This is a genomic window from Martinezella sp. CNPSo 3959, assembly GCF_057784355.1.
Map to the genome: position 1 here is coordinate 1 of NZ_JBXSOV010000017.1, position 16,432 is coordinate 16,432.

Genomic DNA, 16,432 nt, shown 5'->3' on the forward strand with positions numbered 1-16,432 from the left:
AGGATCCTATGCCTCCGAGCGCATGGGGTGAGTGATGGCACCCGCAACAGTGATCGACGGGAAACAAGCGGCGGCTTCGGTGATCGAAGCCGTGAAGGCTGCGGCGGCGGGACTTGAAGCTGAGGCCGGTGTGAAGACCGGACTTGCGGTCGTCATCGTCGGTGATGATCCGGCCAGCCACGCCTATGTGAACTCCAAGAGCAAGATGGCCAAGGAATGCGGCTTCAAGTCGGTCCAGCACACGCTGCCGGCGGAAACGACGCAAGGTGAGCTGGCAAGGCTCGTCCAGTCGCTGAACGACGATCCGTCCATCCACGGCATTCTCGTCCAGCTGCCGCTGCCGAAGCATCTTGATTCGGAGCCGATTATTCAGTCGATCAAGCCGGAGAAGGATGTCGACGGCCTGCATGTCGTCAATGCCGGCAAGCTGGCAACCGGCGATCTCGAAACCGGACTGATCTCCTGCACGCCGGCCGGCGCCATGCTGCTGGTACGTTCGATCCACGGCGAGGACCTGTCGGGTCTGAATGCCGTCGTCATCGGCCGCTCCAACCTGTTCGGCAAGCCGATGGCGCAATTGTTGCTCAATGCCAATGCGACGGTGACGACAGCACATTCGCGCACGAAGGATCTCGCTTCGGTGGCAAGAGGTGCCGATATCCTGGTCGCGGCCGTCGGCCGTCCGGAGATGGTCAAGGCCGATTGGATCAAGCCGGGTGCGACCGTGATCGATGTCGGCATCAACCGGATCGCGGCCCCGGAGCGGGGCGAGGGCAAGAGCCGGCTGGTGGGCGACGTCGCCTATGCGGGAGCTTCCGAAGTTGCCGCAGCGATCACGCCGGTTCCGGGCGGTGTCGGCCCGATGACGATCGCCATGCTGATGGCCAATACCGTCATCGCAGCCTATCGCTCAGCTGGCAGAAAGCCGCCGAAGTTTTGAAGAAAATGCCATCCGGGTGATGACAAAAAACCACTCGGATCGGCTTGCCAAGGCATGAAAGACGACTATAGTCAGGAAATAATTATTCCATAGAAGAAAATGAGGGAACGAAATGGCATTATCATGGCGTTTCTCCGCCTTGGCGGACCGGCACCGTGCTCTCGGATCGAAACTCGAAGACTGGAGCGGTATGGGAACCGCCTGGACCTACGAGAAAGACATGTCGCAGGAGCATGTCGCGATCCGCACCAAAGCCGGCATCATGGACGTTTCCGGCCTGAAGAAGGTGCATCTGGTCGGACCGCACGCCATTGCCGTGCTCGACTATATCACCACCCGCGACATGTCGAAGATCTATCCCGGCCGCTCGGTCTATGCCGCGATGCTGAACGATCGTGGCTACTTCACCGACGATTGCATCGTCTACCGCACCGGTCCGAATTCCTGGATGCTCGTGCATGGTTCGGGCTCCGGCCACGAGGAAGTGCTCAAGCAAGCGGCTGGCCGCAACTGTGCCGTTCTCTTCGATGACGATCTGCACGATCTGTCGCTGCAGGGACCTGTCGCGGTCGACTATCTCGCTAAATATGTGCCCGGTATCCGCGATCTCAAATATTTCCATCACATGCAGACGACGCTGTTCGGCGCACCTGTGATGATCTCGCGCACCGGCTATACCGGGGAGCGCGGCTATGAGATCTTCGTGCGCGGCCAGGACGCGCCGATGGTCTGGGACCGCATCGTCGCGGAAGGCGAGGAGATGGGCATCATTCCCTGCTGCTTCAGCGTCCTCGACATGCTGCGCGTCGAAAGCTACCTGCTCTTCTATCCATACGATAACTCGCAGATGTACCCCTTCGCCGACCAGCCGCCCGGCGACAGTCTTTGGGAGCTCGGCCTCGACTTCACCGTCAGCCCCGGCAAGACGGGTTTCCGCGGCGCCGAGGAACATGCGCGCCTCAAGGGCAAGGAGCGCTTCAAGATCTTCGGCATGCTGATCGATGCAGACGTCCCGGCCGATCTCGGCGACGAGGTCTATGCCGAGGGCAAAAAGGTCGGTGTCATCACCTGCCCCTGCTATTCGACCTTGACGAAGAAATCGATGGCGATCGCCCGACTCGATGTCGACAAGGCCGTACAGGGCACGAAGCTCGAAGTGCGCGGCAAGAGCCTGAAGGCGAGCGCAATAGCCCATACGCTGCCGTTCGACGATCCGGAAAAGAAGAAGAGGACGGCCATCGGCTAAGGAGGCGCTCATGCTTGTCGAAGGCATCAAGAGCCGACCGGTCTACAAAGGTCTCTCCATCCAGCCGCATGCCCGGCGGCATCTGTTCGCGCTGGAAGGCGAGGGCGCCATTGCCCTCCTCGACCAGACGGCCGGGCTTGACGATACCATCCTGTCGCGCAGCGAAATCCTCTATGTCGCGCGCGGCTCGCAAGGAAAAGGCCATGATGAGGCACTGCGCCGGCTCGGCGCCGACATGTTCTTCACGGCGCCGACCATCGCGACATTGCTCTTCCGCCTGAAGGGCTCGCTTGCAACAGCTCACATGGGCACGCGGCTTTATATAGCCGGCACCGAGGGCTTTATCGGCCAGGCAATGATGGTGGCGCTCGACTACGGCATGGATCATGCCTCGATCATCACGGAACATCGCGGTTCCCTGGCGCGCCGCGTGCAATGTGTCCACTGCAAGGGCATCACCGACGATGTCACGCACAGCCCGTTCAACTGCAGCCATTGCGGTCTGCCGCTTCTGGTGCGCGACCACTACTCGCGCCGTCTTGGCGCCTTCCAGGGCGTCAATATCGATGCGGAAGAGCCGGGCACTGCGCCCGATCCAGAGGAGTTGTTTCTGTGAGCGGTGGTACGGAAATTCCTGTTCGTGTCGCGAAGGTGACGCCCATTGCCGACCGCATCAAGCGTTTCCGCTTCGAGCGTCTCGATGGCGCGCCGATGCCTTATTTTTCCGGCGGCGCCCATGTCATCGTCTCGATGAACGACGAAGGCCATGTTCGCCGCAATGCCTATTCGCTAATGTCGGCGCCGCATGATTGCTCGGCCTATGAGATCAGCGTGCTGCGCGTCGAGGACTCGCGCGGCGGCTCCGCCTTCATGCATGAGAAGGTGAGGGAGGGCGACGAGCTCAAGGTCAGCTATCCCGTCAATCTCTTCCAGCCGGACTGGCGCGGCCGCAAGCACCTGCTGATTGCCGGCGGCATCGGCATCACGCCCTTCATTGCGATGATGCAGCAGTTCTCCCGTGAGGGCGCGAATTTCGAGCTGCATTATGCCGTGCGTTCGCTCGATCGCGGCGCTTATTGCCAGGAGCTTGTCGAGCAATATGGCTCGCAGCGGGTGAAGATCTATTGCGATGCCGATCGCAATTTCATTCCTGTGGCACGTCTGCTCGAAAGCCAACCGCTCGGCACGCATCTCTATGTGTGCGGCCCGGCCGGCATGATCGATGGCGTATTGAAAACGGGCATCGAGGCCGGCTGGCCGGAACAGAACCTGCATTCCGAACGCTTCCTGTCGTCGCAGCCCGGAAAGCCTTTCTCCATCACGCTGACGCGGTCGGGCAAGACCGTTCACGTCGGCCATCATGAGAGCATGCTGGAGGCGATCGAGGCTGCCGGCATCGATGCGCCCTTCCTCTGTCGCGGCGGTGCCTGCGGACAGTGCGAGACCGGTGTTGCCGTCTGCGACGGCAAGCTTCTGCATAATGACGTCTATCTGACCGACGAAGAAAAGGCCTCCGGCCGGAAGGTGATGATCTGCGTTTCCCGTTTCGAAGGAAGCGCGCTGCATCTCGACCTTTAGGCACCCAACCGATATCCAGGAGAACGGACATGGCAATCGCCTTCAAGCAGGAAACGTTCAGGGACGATTTCAGCTACCGCAACAGTCCGGAAAATATCAGGCGTTTCCCGTTCCCCTTCGATCGCGACGAATACATGTATTCCGTCAACATGGAGCCGCATGTGAAGGGGCGGAAGAACACGGTCTACGAAAGCCTCATCGACGTCGATGAGCACTATGTCGCCGAGATGCACGACCGGGCTCTGGTGCTGAAGGAAGATCCGCTGCGCTATCAGGCGCTGCCGCACATGATGACGGCGCAATGGGATACGCTGGAACTGCTGATGGAAGAGCAGGCGGCCGGCTATCCCGAGCATTTCACGCTCACCAAGACCGGCGACCAGTGGCGCTGGATCAATCGTCCCCTTGGCATAGACGACACCTTCACCTTCGGTGATGCATCGACCTTGCCTTACGAACCTTTCGAATACATCACGCGCCAGGCGCAGGGCGATTTCTGCATCGTCGACCAGCGCGACGGCAATCTCTGGATGGATGCCGGCATGGTGACGACCCAGGCCGATTGGTCGCTCGATTTCGATATCGGCATGAATTTTATGGAGTGGCACGGGCCGGTGCCGCTCGCCCACCAGATCGGCGTCTTCGACCGTGCGCTCAAATTCCTCTTGAACCTGCAGCTGGGCAAGCCAACGCGCCGGTTCAATTGGACGATGACGATCAATCCGCGCCTCGATACCAGTCCTGAGAACTATCCGAAATGGGGTCCGGACCGCACCACGGTGACGCCTGAGAATGTCGGCGAGAAGGTGCATCTGCGCGTCGAGCTGCAGAGCCTGTGGCGCCTGCCGCGCTCGAACGCCATTCTCTTCGTCATCCGCTGCTATTTGATGAACATGAATGAGCTCGTCACCGTGCCGAAATGGGCGCGCCGTTTTCCGCGCGTGCTGAAGACGCTGCCGCCCGAGCTCATCGACTACAAGGGCCTGACGCGCTTCCGCCAGACCACGATCGACTGGCTTTCGCGATATGACGACGGCGCGCCGACCAGCCCCGGCATCTTCCCGGATTGATGCCGGACGCCGCGCCGAACTTCTGCCTGCCATAAGAATTTCGATAGAATCGAGAAGGGGAATGCCACATGACACGAGTTGCCGTTATCGGTGCTGGCCCTTCGGGCCTTGCCCAGCTAAGGGCCTTTCAATCGGCCGCAAAGAAGGGTGCTGATATCCCGGAAGTCGTCTGCTTCGAAAAGCAGGCGGATTGGGGCGGCCTCTGGAACTATACCTGGCGGACAGGCCTCGATGAATATGGCGAACCGGTGCATGGCAGCATGTATCGTTATCTCTGGTCGAACGGCCCGAAGGAATGCCTGGAATTCGCCGATTATTCCTTCGAGGAGCATTTCGGTAAGCCGATCGCCTCCTATCCACCGCGCGCCGTACTTTGGGACTATATCAAAGGCCGCGTCGAGAAGGCCGATGTGCGCAAATGGGTGCGCTTCAGCACGCCGGTGCGCATGGTGCGCTTCGATGAAGAGACGAAGAAGTTCACGGTGACCGCGCATGATCGCCCTCAGGACCGGATGTATGACGAGGAGTTCGACTATGTCGTCGTCGCCTCGGGTCACTTCTCGACGCCGAACGTGCCCTATTTCGAGGGCGTAAAGACCTTCAACGGCCGCGTGCTGCACGCGCACGATTTCCGAGACGCGCTGGAGTTCAAGGGCAAGGACGTGCTCCTCGTCGGCCGCAGCTATTCGGCCGAGGATATCGGCTCGCAATGCTGGAAATACGGGGCGAAGTCGGTGACGACGAGCTATCGCTCCAAGCCGATGGGCTTCAAATGGCCAGAGAATTTCGAGGAGCGGCCGCTGTTGACGCGTCTTGAGAACAAGACGGCCTATTTCCTCGACGGCTCATCGAAGGAGGTCGACGCGCTTATCCTCTGCACCGGCTATCAACATCATTTCCCCTTCCTGCCGGATGATCTGCGTTTGAAGACGGCAAACCGCCTCTGGGCCGACCATCTCTACAAGGGCGTGATCTTCGACAAGAATCCGCAGCTCTTCTACATCGGCATGCAGGATCAATTCTACACCTTCAACATGTTCGACGTTCAGGCCTGGTGGGCGCGCGATGTCATCATGGGCCGCATCAAGCTGCCGCCGGAAGCGGAACTGCAGGCGAACTTTGACAAGTGGCGTGCCCGCGAGGAAACGCTCGAGGATGCCGAACAGATGATCTGGTACCAGGGCGACTATGTGAAGGAGCTGCTCGCCGAGACGGATTATCCGAGCTTCGATATCGAAGGGACTAACAAGACGTTCATGGAATGGGAGCATCACAAGGCGGAAAACATCATGGGCTTCCGCGACCACGCCTACCGTTCGCTGATGACCGGCACCATGTCGCCGACGCACCATACGCCCTGGGTCGATGCGCTTGACGATTCCATGGAGGAATATCTGCGCAATTGATCAGGGATCATTTCCCCACCTGACCGGCAAGGGAGGCGAAGAGCAGCCCTTGCCGGATTTTTATGCGTTGAGACGAAACGAGTTCATCCGCAACCTTCTCTTCGGGGCACGGCCTTCATGGATTTCCAGACAAGCGTTCTCGGCCGTATGGCGGGTTTTCTTTATCGCTGCCGGGCAGACGAAAACTATACGATGCTTGAGATGACCGACGGCATAGAGCGCATTTTCGGCTATCCCGCCGATGAGATCATCGGCAACCGCACCCGAACTTTCACTTCGATCATGTGCGAAGAGGATATCCCGCTTATGGACGAACTTGTCGGCAAGGCTCTGGAAAGCCGCACCGACTGGACGATGGAGTATCGCATCCGTCATCGCGACGGCCATTTCCTTTGGGTAACGGAGACCGGCGGCGGCGTATGGGATGAGGCCGGGGAGCTTCTTTATCTCGAAGGCAGCATCCTGAATATCGAATCGCTCTACCAGCGTATTGACGAGCAGACCGCGGACATGCGGGTCACGGCATCGAAAACCAACGAGATCCTGCAGTCGCTGCGCTACCTGAAGCTGCTTGCCGTCAATGCCGGTATCGAGGCGGCAAGAGCGGGCACGGCCGGATCTGGTTTTGCTGTTCTGGCGGCCGAAATGCGCACGCTTGCCAACTCCTCGGAGGAGGCGGCGCGCGCGATTTCGAGCGCGCAGAGAAAGGCGGATTAGGATCGCGGCCGCGTCTTCTGCGGATCGTAGTGAGAAAGCGGCACGATGACAGCCGGAAGCCGCTTCTGTTGGCCATCGAGTTTGCCAATCTCAACCTTGGTGCCGACCCCCGCATGCGTGACATCGACCCGCGCTAGCGCAATGGTTTTGCCGAGGATCGGCGACCGCGTCGCGCTGGTGATCACGCCGACCTGCGCGCGGCCGATATGGATGCAATCGCCATGTCCCACGGCTTCGTTGGCCTCGACATCTAGACCGACCATCAGATGACGGGGATTTTCCTTCCGTCGCACCAATGCCTCGCGGCCGATGAAATCATCCTGCTTCGATTTCAGCGGAACGGTGAAACCGATGCCGGCCTCGAAGGGATCGGTTTGGTCGTCGAATTCATGATGGGCAAAGACGAGGCCGGCCTCGATGCGAACCATATCAAGCGCCTCAAGACCCATCGGCTTCAGCCCGTAGGGCTCGCCGGCTTTCCAGACCGCATCGAAGACAGTGGCGGCATCCTTCGGATGGCAGAATATCTCATAGCCGAGCTCGCCAGTATAACCGGTGCGAGAGACGACGACCGGTGCTCCCTCGAAGTGGCCGATGCGGCCGACCGCGAAACGGAACCATTCGAGCTCGCCGATCGTCGGCTGGCGCGGCGCCGTCCAGATGATCTCCTTGAGGATGTCGCGGCTCTTCGGGCCTTGCAGGGCGATATTGTGCATCTGGTCGGTGGAGGAGCGCACCCAGGCCTTGAAGCCCTTCTTCTCCGCCTGCTCGCGCAGCCAGATGCCGCTATAGTCATCGCCGCCGATCCAGCGGAAATTCTTGTCTCCGAGGCGAAACAGCGTGCCGTCATCGATCATGCCGCCGTGTTCGTAGCACATGGCGGAATAGACCACCTGGCCGGTCGAGAGCTTGCGCACGTCGCGCGTCAGGCAATATTGCAGCAATTCTTCCGCATCCGGTCCCGTCACCTCGAACTTGCGTAGCGGCGAGAGATCCATCACCACGGCGCGTTCGCGACAGGCCCAATATTCCTCGACCGGCCCTTCCGAGGAGAAGCGGTTCGGCAGCCAGAAGCCACGATATTCGGTGTAGTCGCGCGTCAGGGCGGAGAGGCGCGGGTGAAACGCGGTCTCCCGCGTCAGTTCGGGGTCGGCATCAGGGGTCATGCGATAGGCCACCGCTCGTGTGAATTTTTCTTTGCCTGAAAAGGTGCGGACATGGATATCGGTCGGGTCCCAGCCATTGGCCGCATCGATGTCATCGGGGCAGGAGGAGGAGACGCAGACGAGATCCGTCAGTGCGCGCATCAGGACGTAATCGCCCGGTCTCGACCAGGGTTCGTCGAGATAGAGCTGGTTATTGTGATCGACATTGGTGTTGTAGAAGTAGTTGAGCGCCTCCCAGCCCTTTCGGCCGGCAATGCCATAGGGCGCGAGCGCTGCATTGAAATTGTCGGTGCAGTTCACGTGACCGGGATAGCCCATGTCGTCGTAGTAGCGCGAATTGCAGGCGGTAGCGAAGGCGTCGTGGCGGCCGACCGTATCCTGCACGATTTCCACCAGCGGCTCGAAATCGCGGTCGAAGGCCTTGGACGGCAGGCCGGGCGCTGGATAGCTGCGGCCGAGCAGGGTGCGGGTCACGGTAGAGTCGAGCGCAAGATCGAGGCCCTTATCGACCTTGCGGGCGGAAAAGGCCTGGAAGTCGGTGCATTGCCGGCCATAGACATCGATGATCTGGATATACTCGCCGGCGCGGACAAAATAGGCCGAAGCGGTCGCCGCTTTTATGCGAATATCCTCGATCGGGTCGGCGAGCGGTTCGGGCAATGCGGAGGCATAGTCTCGCAGGATCGTCGTACGGCGGATCCTGACCTCGATTGGTGTTGCCGTATCCTGCGTTTCCGGCGACATGGCCATTCCTGGCGCACAAGCGATAAGCAGGCCTTTGGTCGCGATCGTGAATTCCGCGGTACTGCCTGCCGGCGAAGAGGCGCCAAAGAGGCGAAGCGCTGCCGCAGAGGCCAGATCGGCTCCGCGCCGCTCCAGCGCCATCCTGACGCGAACCGCACTTTCATTCCCCGAGGAAAGAATGTCCTTCAGACCTGTCGCTTCGCCGGTGAATGCCGACCCCAGGCCAGCGGATTGAAAGCGGCCCTTCTCGTCAAGGAAGGCCAACTCGCAGACCTGCCCGCCTTCGCTATCCGTCACCGAAATCCGATCGCCGGGTTCGACGTGCACGACCAGCGACCCGCCGCCCTTGCAGCGATAGCGCTCGGTGTCCGGCGGCAGCGCTGGAATGCCCGGATAGCGGATAATGCTCGCCGAGACGGGCCGTATTCCGGCTGCTGACGGATGGAGATCTCGCATAGAGCCCTCTCGGGAAATGAGGCGTGTCGGACACCGGAATCATGCTGACAAAATACCGTCCGAAAGTAAAGGGATATTGACTAAAAAGAAAATATCTTCACTATGCATAAAGGGCATGCATCTGGAATCCGCGCGCAGACTCGGCTTACGAAAACCTCCAGCAAGCCCCGCAATGCCATGGGAGGCACGTTCAGGGAGACGTACGAGAGATACGTCCGGAACAAAATGGGGAATATCACCGATGACGGATATCGTGGACGCCGGCGCTTCCGCCGGCACCGAAGGTAAGCTTATACGCGCGCTTGACTGGAAGGGCGCGTTCTGGGTGGCTGCGGGCGTGCCGCCGCTTGTTCTCTTCTCCATCGGCGGCATCGCCGGTACGACGGGCAAGCTTGCCTTCGTCGTGTGGATCATCTCGATGATCATGGGTTTCCTGCAGTCTTTCACCTATGCGGAAATTGCCGGCATGTTCGGCAACAAGTCCGGCGGCGCCTCGGTCTATGGCGCGACGGCCTGGCTGCGCTACTCGAAATTCATCGCGCCGCTCTCGGTCTGGTGCAACTGGTTTGCCTGGTCGCCGGTGCTGTCGCTCGGCTGCGCCATTGCGGCAGGCTATATTCTCAATGCCTTTTATCCCATTCCGGCAGCGGATTCGCAGGCCGTCTTGAGCTGGATCAGTACACATGCGACGTCGATAACCGCCGATAGCCCGCGTGTTGCCGAATACATCGCGGCGCACGCCGGTACATCGCCCGACGATGCGGTGAAAGCGTTGCTCAGCGCCGACGGCGTTGCAGCTTTTACGCCGGCCATCCGCAACTGGTCTCTCATCAGCTTCAACATTCCTTTCCTCGCGACCGCCAATATCAACGCCACCTTCTTCATCGGTGGTGTCCTGATGCTGATCATCTTTGCGATCCAGCATCGCGGCATCTCCGAGACGGCCAGCGTACAGAAATGGCTCGCGATCATCGTGCTCGTGCCGCTTCTGATCATCGGCGTCTATCCGATCGTCAGCGGCCAAATCCTCTCCGCCAACGTGACCGGCCTGCTACCGCCGACAGCGGCCTACGCTGCGACTGACGGCACCTGGAGCAATGGCGGCTGGACGCTTTTCCTCGGGGGCCTCTATATCGCCGCCTGGTCGACCTATGGCTTCGAGACGGCGGTGTGCTACACGCGCGAACTGAAGAACCCGAAGACGGATACGTTCAAGGCAATCTTCTACTCGGGCCTTGCCTGCTGCGTCTTCTTCTTCCTGGTGCCCTTCGCTTTCCAGGGTGTGCTCGGTCATGCCGGCATGCTGGCGCCAGGCATCGTCGACGGCACCGGCGTCGCTGAAGCGCTCGGCGGCCTGATCGGCGCCGGCCGGATCGTTACCCAGCTACTCGTCATCCTGATGATCCTGGCATTGTTCCTTGCGATCATGACGGCAATGGCGGGTTCCTCGCGCACTCTCTATCAGGGCTCGAAGGACGGTTGGCTGCCGAAATATCTCGATCATGTGAACGAGAACGGTGCGCCGACGAGAGCGATGTGGACGGACTTCGCCTTCAATCTCTTTCTTTTGGCCATTGCCTCCGACACGAGCGGCTATTTCTTCGTGCTTGCTGTCTCCAACGTCGGATACATCATCTTCAACTTCCTGAACCTCAATTCCGGCTGGATACACCGCATGGACTCCGGCCATGTCGAGCGCCCGTGGAAAGCGCCGTCGTGGCTCATCGGCCTCAATACCATCCTTGCCTTTGTCAATGCGCTCTTCCTTGGCGCTGGCGCCAAGGTCTGGGGCTATGCCAATGCGCTCTGGATCGGTTTTGCCTTTGCTGCTCTCATTCTGCCGGTCTTTGCCTACAGACATTATGTTCGCGATGGCGGCAAGTTCCCGGCCGGCGCCATGGATGATCTTGGTCTGGTCGGCCAGGATTTGGGTGTCAAGAAGGCGGGTATTCTGCCCTATCTGGCACTTGCCGGCGGCCTTGCCATCGTGCTGATCGCCAATTGGGTCTTCCAGCTGCCGGCGTAGCCGCATCTGATCGAAGACGAGGCCTATGCTTGCAAGTCCGGCCTGGCGACAGGCCGGACTTTGTTATGGGATCAATGCTTTAACGCCGACCGTCCGATCATTCGGGTGCGACGATGAGGGCGTCGCCGAGATCGGCGTCTTCTTCTGGTCGGCTGCGCTGCCGTGCCAATCGTAGAAGCGTGGCCACCAGCAGGATAGCCATCAGCCCGAGTTCGACGGCGATCGCCGTGACCCCGGCAGAGAGATAGGCGCTGGAATATTGCAGTACCTGGGCAAATACGGCCCCCAGGATCGCCGGCCCGAGACCCAGCGACACCTGCTGCATGGTGGCGAGCATGGCGCTGCCGGCGCCGGCATGTTCATGCGGCACGTCGGCCAGTCCCAGCCGGTAGAAGCTGTTGACGATGAGCGCCTGGCCGAAACCAATCAGGACTGTGGACGGAATGAGGTTGATGACTCCTGGCTGCGGCCAGACGGTTTCGAGTGTCACGATGAGCAGAGCGAGCCCGCTCATCTGAATCACGCAACCCATCGCCAGCATGAGTTCGCGCCGTATGTTTGCAAGGCGAGGCGTGACGAAAGCGGCCGAGACGAAATAGGAGCCGCCAAGTGCAATCAAGGCATTGCCTGATTGCAGCGGGGTCAGCCCGGCACCTGCCTGCAAGGTAAGGGCGAAGACGAACATGAAGCCGCTCCAGCAGGTGAAGAAGAGTATGGCGATCAGCCCGCCGAACCGCATGCTGGAGATGCGCGTGAGCGACGGCGGCAGGATTGGGAAGGCGCCCCGCACCTCCTTGCCGCGCTGGATACGCCAAAGGAGTGCCACCAGTGGCAGGATCGGCACGAAGCCGAGCAGGCAAAGCCAATTCCAGTGGAGCGACGGGCCTAGCGCGGTCGGCAGCAGAACCGACAAAGTCAGCAGCGCCAGCGTTATCATGCCCGACCAGTCGACCGGAACTCTGCCTTGGCCACGCGTTTCGGGAACATGGCGCCATACGCTGACCAGGATCAGGATGCAGACCGGTAGGTTGATGAGGAAGATACTGCGCCATCCGGAGCCGGCAATATTGGCAGAGATCAGGAAGCCGCCAAGAACCTGGCCGACGATGAAGGCGATGCCGCCAATTGCACTGTAAAGCGAAACGGCGCGGGCGTGATCGCGTCCGGTCAAGCTGACATGGATGGTTGCCAGCACCTGAGGCACCATGAGTGCTGCGGCGATCCCCTGCAGCGCGCGCGCAACGATGAGGAAGGTGACTGATGTCGCCACCCCGCATAGCAGCGAGGCGAGGCAGAACAACAGCACGGCGAGGCCGAACATGCGCCTGCGGCCGAAATTGTCGCCGAGGCGCGCACCCATTGCCAGGCAGACGGCAAAGGCGACGCCATAGGCGGCGACGAAAAGCTCAAGTTCAGTCTCGCCGGCATGCAGCGAGGCCGAGATGGCGGCAAGGCCGACATTGATGATGGAAAAATCGAGCTGCAGCAGCAATTGCCCGGCCAGCAGGATCAGCAGGCCGAATTGGCCAAGCCGGATTGGTGCGGAAGACATGGGGGACCTCAAAGTATTTTCAAAACTGAGTCCACAGCGTTTTACACCCATGTTAAACTGGTACAAGATACCTGTTTAGACTGGTATAAGAAGTGTCAGGCTGGAGAATGGAAATGCACGGCACGCTCGATATTAGCTCCAATCAGATCCTTTCGCGGGCACAGGAACTTGGCGAGATGTTGCGAAGGCGGCGGGAAACCCTCGACCCGCAAAGATTGGGACTCGGTCGAGCGGGACGGATTCGTACACCCGGATTGCGGCGGGAAGAAGTGGCGTCACGCGCCGATATCGGCATCACCTGGTACACCAAGCTGGAGCAGGGCCGCCCGATCCGCGTGTCGCCGCGCGTACTGCTCTCCGTCGCGCATGCTTTGGAATTCAACGAAGTCGAAACGGAGCACCTGTTCAGATTGGCCAATCTGCCGGTTCCGCCCCGGCTCGAAAATCCCCGCGTCTGCGAGCCGCTCACCGAGGCAAGCCAGCGCATTCTCGATCATCTCTGTCCTTATCCGGCTCTTATCCAGACGAAACGGTACAATATACGCGGCTTCAACGAGGCCTATCGCCGTCTCGTCGGCGTCGATCTCGATGCCCTTCCGCCTGAAGACCGGAACTGCATCTATCTGTCCCTCGTCAATCCTGCCTGGCGTGCAAGCCAGGCCGATCCCGACGAGATGCTGGCCAATATGGCAGCGCTGTTTCGTGCCTCTATGGCCGAGCATCTCGATGACCCGAGCTGGGAGCGGCAATTGGAACGCTATATGAGCGCTTCCGATCAGTTCCGCATCGTATGGGATCGCTATCAGCTCAAGGGCATCGAGAATACCGTGAAGCGTTTTCGGCTGGCGGATGGCACGGTCCTGCCGCTGCAATCCAACAATTGGTGGGCAAGCCCCAGCAATGACGACCGCATGATCGTCTACACACCTGTCGACGAAGCCGGGGCGGAGAAGCTGAACGCGATGATGAAGCGCAAGCGGTCTTGCTGAGCGGCGTTGCCGGTAGATCATGAAGGGAACCCGATGCGTAATCAGGTGCCGGCGACGGCGCGTCCTGTCCTGGCTGAGCCTCAATCGGCTCTACGGTCCCTCGACCAAGGGAATGCCGAGCGCGGCCAGATGGCGGATGGGAGGTTATCATCTCTCAGATGCCGAGATCGAGCTGAGGCTGTGATCTCCCATCTTCGGCCTCTTCGTTCGTCAAAGACGAAAGCGTGATGCCAAGCAGCCGGATCGGCCGCGCGAACGGATGGACGGTTGCCAGAAGCGCCGACGCTGTCTCAAGAACAGCGGCGCCGTCTGCGAGCGGCAGGGAGCTTGTCCGACTGCGGGTTGCTTGGGTGAAGTCCGAATATTTGATCTTCACGGTCACCGTTTTGGCGCTGAAGCCACCTGTTTCGCAGTAGCGCCAGACCTTCTGTGCTAAGGGCCGCAGCTCCGCCGTCGCCAGCTCGAGATCGTCGATATCCACAGCGAACGTATCTTCCGCGCCAATGGATTTACGGATACGGTCGGGCTTTACCTGGCGCTCGTCAATGCCGCGGGCAATGCCGTAGAAATAAGGCCCCGCCTTTCCAAAATGCTCCTGCAGGAAGGCGAGGGATTTCGACTTCAGGTCTAGCCCTGTTTCGATCCCGTATTTGTGCATGCGCTCGGCTGTCGCCGGCCCGACGCCATGGAATTTCTTGACGGGAAGCGTTTCGACGAAGGCTGGCCCGTTCTTCGGCGTGATGACGGCCTGGCCGTTGGGCTTGTTGAGGTCGCTTGCCATTTTGGCGAGGAACTTGTTGTAGGAAATGCCGGCAGAAGCATTGAGACCAGTGACCTGCTTGATCTTGGCCCGGATCTCGAGCGCGATCTCAGTGGCGATTTCCATGCCCTTGTTGTTCTGGGTGACGTCGAGATAGGCCTCGTCAAGCGACAGCGGCTCGATCATCGAAGTATATTCGGCGAAGATTTCGCGGATCTGCTGCGACACTGCCCTGTAGACGTCGAAGCGTGGCGGCACGAAAATCAGGTCCGGGCATTTGCGTTTTGCCGTGACAGAAGGCATTGCCGAGTGAACGCCGAAGGCGCGGGCCTCGTAGCTTGCGGCCGCGACGACGCCGCGCGCCGCAGACCCGCCGACCGCAAGCGGCTTGCCGCGCAGCTCGGGATTGTCTCGCTGTTCAACCGACGCATAGAATGCATCCATATCGACATGGATGATCTTCCGAACAGGGTTTGTGTTGGTGTCGTTCATGGCGATCTCGGTCATCATGCTGCAGGTTCAAGCATGGACCCTTCAATTGCAGAATCTGAAACAAATACAGAACATATCATCCCTGATCACGATATCAAACCGGCTCCTTTGCCGTGCCGGAGAGACGGGGGAAAATCGCTCTGTGACAGTCATTCGCAAGTGCCACCTTGAGATGCCTTCGAGGCTTCTTATCTGTTGTCCGTCCCCCAATACGGAGCCTCAAGATGGGCCAAATCGCAACCGAACCCCTTTCCGACCTGCTGATGGAAATCCTTCCGCCCGAGCATGACGAGGAATCTCGATCTAACGGAACCGCGTGCTTATGCTGCCGACGGCTACGATCGGCGCGGAAGATGGATGAGGACGGCTGCGGCATATGTGACGAATGCCTGGCGCCATGACCGAAGATGCGCTGCTGGCGTCCGAATTGTCGGAATTCGAACATGCGCTTGCGAAGCTGTCTGACGGTTATTCGGAGGGGCGTTTTCAAGATCGCCTCTGGGGTGTGACGGTCAAGCGATCGGCTGACGGGAAACGGATCTGGCTCTATGGCGAGGAGCTTGGCGGGACCGATGTCGTCAGTTTCAATCTCTATGTGCTCTCGGGAGCCAGCCTCAACCTCAAGCCTTGCGAAATGTCCTCGTCGAAGGTCGTGGATTTCGTGCTGGGTTTCAGGCCAGCTCAAACGCAGCCGGTATAAGCCCCCTTTGCTTCAGCGGGTGGAGAGCGGCGGCGGAGGCGGCTGCGTGGTGGAGCCGGGACCGAGCGAGCGCTGGACCATCACGGTATCGGCCCAGCGACCGTAACGATAGGCAACAGCCGGGAGCAGGCCGACGCGAACGAAGCCGAAGCGTTCGTGCAAGGCCAGCGACGCCGCGTTGTCGGCGTCGATATAGCCGATCATCTGCCGGAAACCGGCCGCTGCGCAAGCGTCGATCAGCCCGCGCATCAGCAGGCTGCCGACACCCTGGCCAACATGGTCGTGATGCACATAGATCGAATGCTTGACGGTGTAGCGATAGGCAGGGCGCTTACGAAACAATACCACATAGGCATAGCCGACGACCTTCTCACCCTCGATCGCAACGACATGTGGGAAGCGTTTGTCCTTCAAATTCTTGCGCCGTTCGCGCAGATCGTCCGGCTGCGGCGTGTCGCTATCATCAACCCCAGCCTCGACGCCGCGGTGAATATGGCGGCGATAGATTGCCAGCATGGCATCGACGTCGCTCTCCCGGGACGGACGAACGATGATTGTTTTATCCTGCTTCATGACCAATCCGAATTTCC

General features: G+C 60.0%; 14 protein-coding genes. 10 read left to right on the plus strand and 4 right to left on the minus strand.

The window, feature by feature from the left end; translation table 11 throughout:
• Positions 1-34: 34 nt before the first annotated feature.
• From folD to AC13RE_RS25435, 7 genes are all read left to right on the plus strand, one after another.
• A complete protein-coding gene (gene folD / locus AC13RE_RS25405; protein WP_488564987.1) occupies positions 35-940 on the plus strand; it encodes a bifunctional methylenetetrahydrofolate dehydrogenase/methenyltetrahydrofolate cyclohydrolase FolD in 906 nt (301 codons plus the stop codon).
• Between the two features lie 112 nt (positions 941-1,052).
• Complete coding sequence (locus AC13RE_RS25410; RefSeq protein ID WP_488564988.1) at positions 1,053-2,186, plus strand: aminomethyl transferase family protein; 1,134 nt, start codon at positions 1,053-1,055, stop codon at positions 2,184-2,186.
• A gap of 10 nt (positions 2,187-2,196) precedes the next feature.
• Positions 2,197-2,802, plus strand: coding sequence for a dimethylamine monooxygenase subunit DmmA family protein (locus AC13RE_RS25415; protein ID WP_488564989.1), 606 nt, complete (start codon positions 2,197-2,199; stop codon positions 2,800-2,802).
• Positions 2,799-3,764, plus strand: coding sequence for a PDR/VanB family oxidoreductase (locus tag AC13RE_RS25420; RefSeq protein ID WP_015343848.1), 966 nt, complete (start codon positions 2,799-2,801; stop codon positions 3,762-3,764). The genes AC13RE_RS25415 and AC13RE_RS25420 overlap by 4 nt, the downstream gene beginning before the upstream one ends.
• A gap of 29 nt (positions 3,765-3,793) precedes the next feature.
• Complete coding sequence (locus AC13RE_RS25425; RefSeq protein WP_488564990.1) at positions 3,794-4,834, plus strand: heme-dependent oxidative N-demethylase family protein; 1,041 nt, start codon at positions 3,794-3,796, stop codon at positions 4,832-4,834.
• A 68-nt stretch (positions 4,835-4,902) separates the two neighbouring features.
• Positions 4,903-6,240 (plus strand): trimethylamine monooxygenase, encoded by a 1,338-nt coding sequence (locus AC13RE_RS25430; RefSeq protein WP_488482049.1) that lies wholly within the window; start codon positions 4,903-4,905, stop codon positions 6,238-6,240.
• Positions 6,241-6,357: 117 nt separating this feature from the next.
• Positions 6,358-6,957 (plus strand): PAS domain-containing protein, encoded by a 600-nt coding sequence (locus AC13RE_RS25435; RefSeq protein ID WP_488564991.1) that lies wholly within the window; start codon positions 6,358-6,360, stop codon positions 6,955-6,957.
• Here the strand turns inward: AC13RE_RS25435 and AC13RE_RS25440 are convergent.
• Positions 6,954-9,323 carry a trimethylamine N-oxide demethylase gene (locus AC13RE_RS25440; RefSeq protein ID WP_488564992.1) on the minus strand — a complete coding sequence of 790 codons (2,370 nt, stop codon included), beginning with the start codon at positions 9,321-9,323 and terminating at the stop codon, positions 6,954-6,956. The two genes, AC13RE_RS25435 and AC13RE_RS25440, sit on opposite strands and share 4 nt — an antisense overlap.
• Positions 9,324-9,564: 241 nt before the next feature.
• Here AC13RE_RS25440 and AC13RE_RS25445 point away from each other — a divergent pair, with 241 nt between their 5' ends.
• The gene (locus AC13RE_RS25445; RefSeq protein ID WP_488564993.1) at positions 9,565-11,349 is read left to right on the plus strand and encodes a trimethylamine N-oxide permease; all 1,785 of its coding nucleotides are present in this window, start codon (positions 9,565-9,567) and stop codon (positions 11,347-11,349) included.
• Between the two features lie 97 nt (positions 11,350-11,446).
• On the opposite strand, the gene AC13RE_RS25450 is transcribed toward AC13RE_RS25445, so the two are convergent.
• A complete protein-coding gene (locus tag AC13RE_RS25450) occupies positions 11,447-12,901 on the minus strand; it encodes an MFS transporter (protein WP_488564994.1) in 1,455 nt (484 codons plus the stop codon).
• Positions 12,902-13,014: 113 nt separating this feature from the next.
• Here AC13RE_RS25450 and AC13RE_RS25455 point away from each other — a divergent pair, with 113 nt between their 5' ends.
• Positions 13,015-13,890, plus strand: a complete 876-nt coding sequence (locus AC13RE_RS25455; RefSeq protein WP_183872522.1) for a helix-turn-helix transcriptional regulator — start codon at positions 13,015-13,017, stop codon at positions 13,888-13,890.
• Between the two features lie 154 nt (positions 13,891-14,044).
• Here the strand turns inward: AC13RE_RS25455 and dinB are convergent, their stop codons facing one another.
• Entirely contained in the window at positions 14,045-15,160 is a 1,116-nt protein-coding gene (gene dinB / locus AC13RE_RS25460) for a DNA polymerase IV (protein ID WP_488564995.1), read from the minus strand.
• A 367-nt stretch (positions 15,161-15,527) separates the two neighbouring features.
• Here dinB and AC13RE_RS25465 point away from each other — a divergent pair, with 367 nt between their 5' ends.
• Positions 15,528-15,842 carry a hypothetical protein gene (locus AC13RE_RS25465; RefSeq protein WP_488564996.1) on the plus strand — a complete coding sequence of 105 codons (315 nt, stop codon included), beginning with the start codon at positions 15,528-15,530 and terminating at the stop codon, positions 15,840-15,842.
• Between the two features lie 12 nt (positions 15,843-15,854).
• Here AC13RE_RS25465 and AC13RE_RS25470 read toward each other — a convergent pair whose 3' ends face one another.
• Positions 15,855-16,415, minus strand: a complete 561-nt coding sequence (locus AC13RE_RS25470; protein WP_095438591.1) for a GNAT family N-acetyltransferase — start codon at positions 16,413-16,415, stop codon at positions 15,855-15,857.
• Positions 16,416-16,432: the final 17 nt, after the last annotated feature.

What these genes read in the sequence shown, in the direction of transcription:
- folD (WP_488564987.1), top strand. Translation starts at nt 35, where the DNA reads ATGGCACCCGCAACAGTGATCGACGGGAAACAAGCGGCGGCTTCGGTG.
- AC13RE_RS25410 (WP_488564988.1), top strand. Translation starts at nt 1,053, where the DNA reads ATGGCATTATCATGGCGTTTCTCCGCCTTGGCGGACCGGCACCGTGCT.
- AC13RE_RS25415 (WP_488564989.1), top strand. Translation starts at nt 2,197, where the DNA reads ATGCTTGTCGAAGGCATCAAGAGCCGACCGGTCTACAAAGGTCTCTCC.
- AC13RE_RS25425 (WP_488564990.1), top strand. Translation starts at nt 3,794, where the DNA reads ATGGCAATCGCCTTCAAGCAGGAAACGTTCAGGGACGATTTCAGCTAC.
- AC13RE_RS25430 (WP_488482049.1), top strand. Translation starts at nt 4,903, where the DNA reads ATGACACGAGTTGCCGTTATCGGTGCTGGCCCTTCGGGCCTTGCCCAG.
- AC13RE_RS25435 (WP_488564991.1), top strand. Translation starts at nt 6,358, where the DNA reads ATGGATTTCCAGACAAGCGTTCTCGGCCGTATGGCGGGTTTTCTTTAT.
- AC13RE_RS25440 (WP_488564992.1), bottom strand. Translation starts at nt 9,323, where the DNA reads ATGCGAGATCTCCATCCGTCAGCAGCCGGAATACGGCCCGTCTCGGCG.
- AC13RE_RS25445 (WP_488564993.1), top strand. Translation starts at nt 9,565, where the DNA reads ATGACGGATATCGTGGACGCCGGCGCTTCCGCCGGCACCGAAGGTAAG.
- AC13RE_RS25450 (WP_488564994.1), bottom strand. Translation starts at nt 12,901, where the DNA reads ATGTCTTCCGCACCAATCCGGCTTGGCCAATTCGGCCTGCTGATCCTG.
- AC13RE_RS25455 (WP_183872522.1), top strand. Translation starts at nt 13,015, where the DNA reads ATGCACGGCACGCTCGATATTAGCTCCAATCAGATCCTTTCGCGGGCA.
- dinB (WP_488564995.1), bottom strand. Translation starts at nt 15,160, where the DNA reads ATGATGACCGAGATCGCCATGAACGACACCAACACAAACCCTGTTCGG.
- AC13RE_RS25465 (WP_488564996.1), top strand. Translation starts at nt 15,528, where the DNA reads ATGCCTGGCGCCATGACCGAAGATGCGCTGCTGGCGTCCGAATTGTCG.
- AC13RE_RS25470 (WP_095438591.1), bottom strand. Translation starts at nt 16,415, where the DNA reads ATGAAGCAGGATAAAACAATCATCGTTCGTCCGTCCCGGGAGAGCGAC.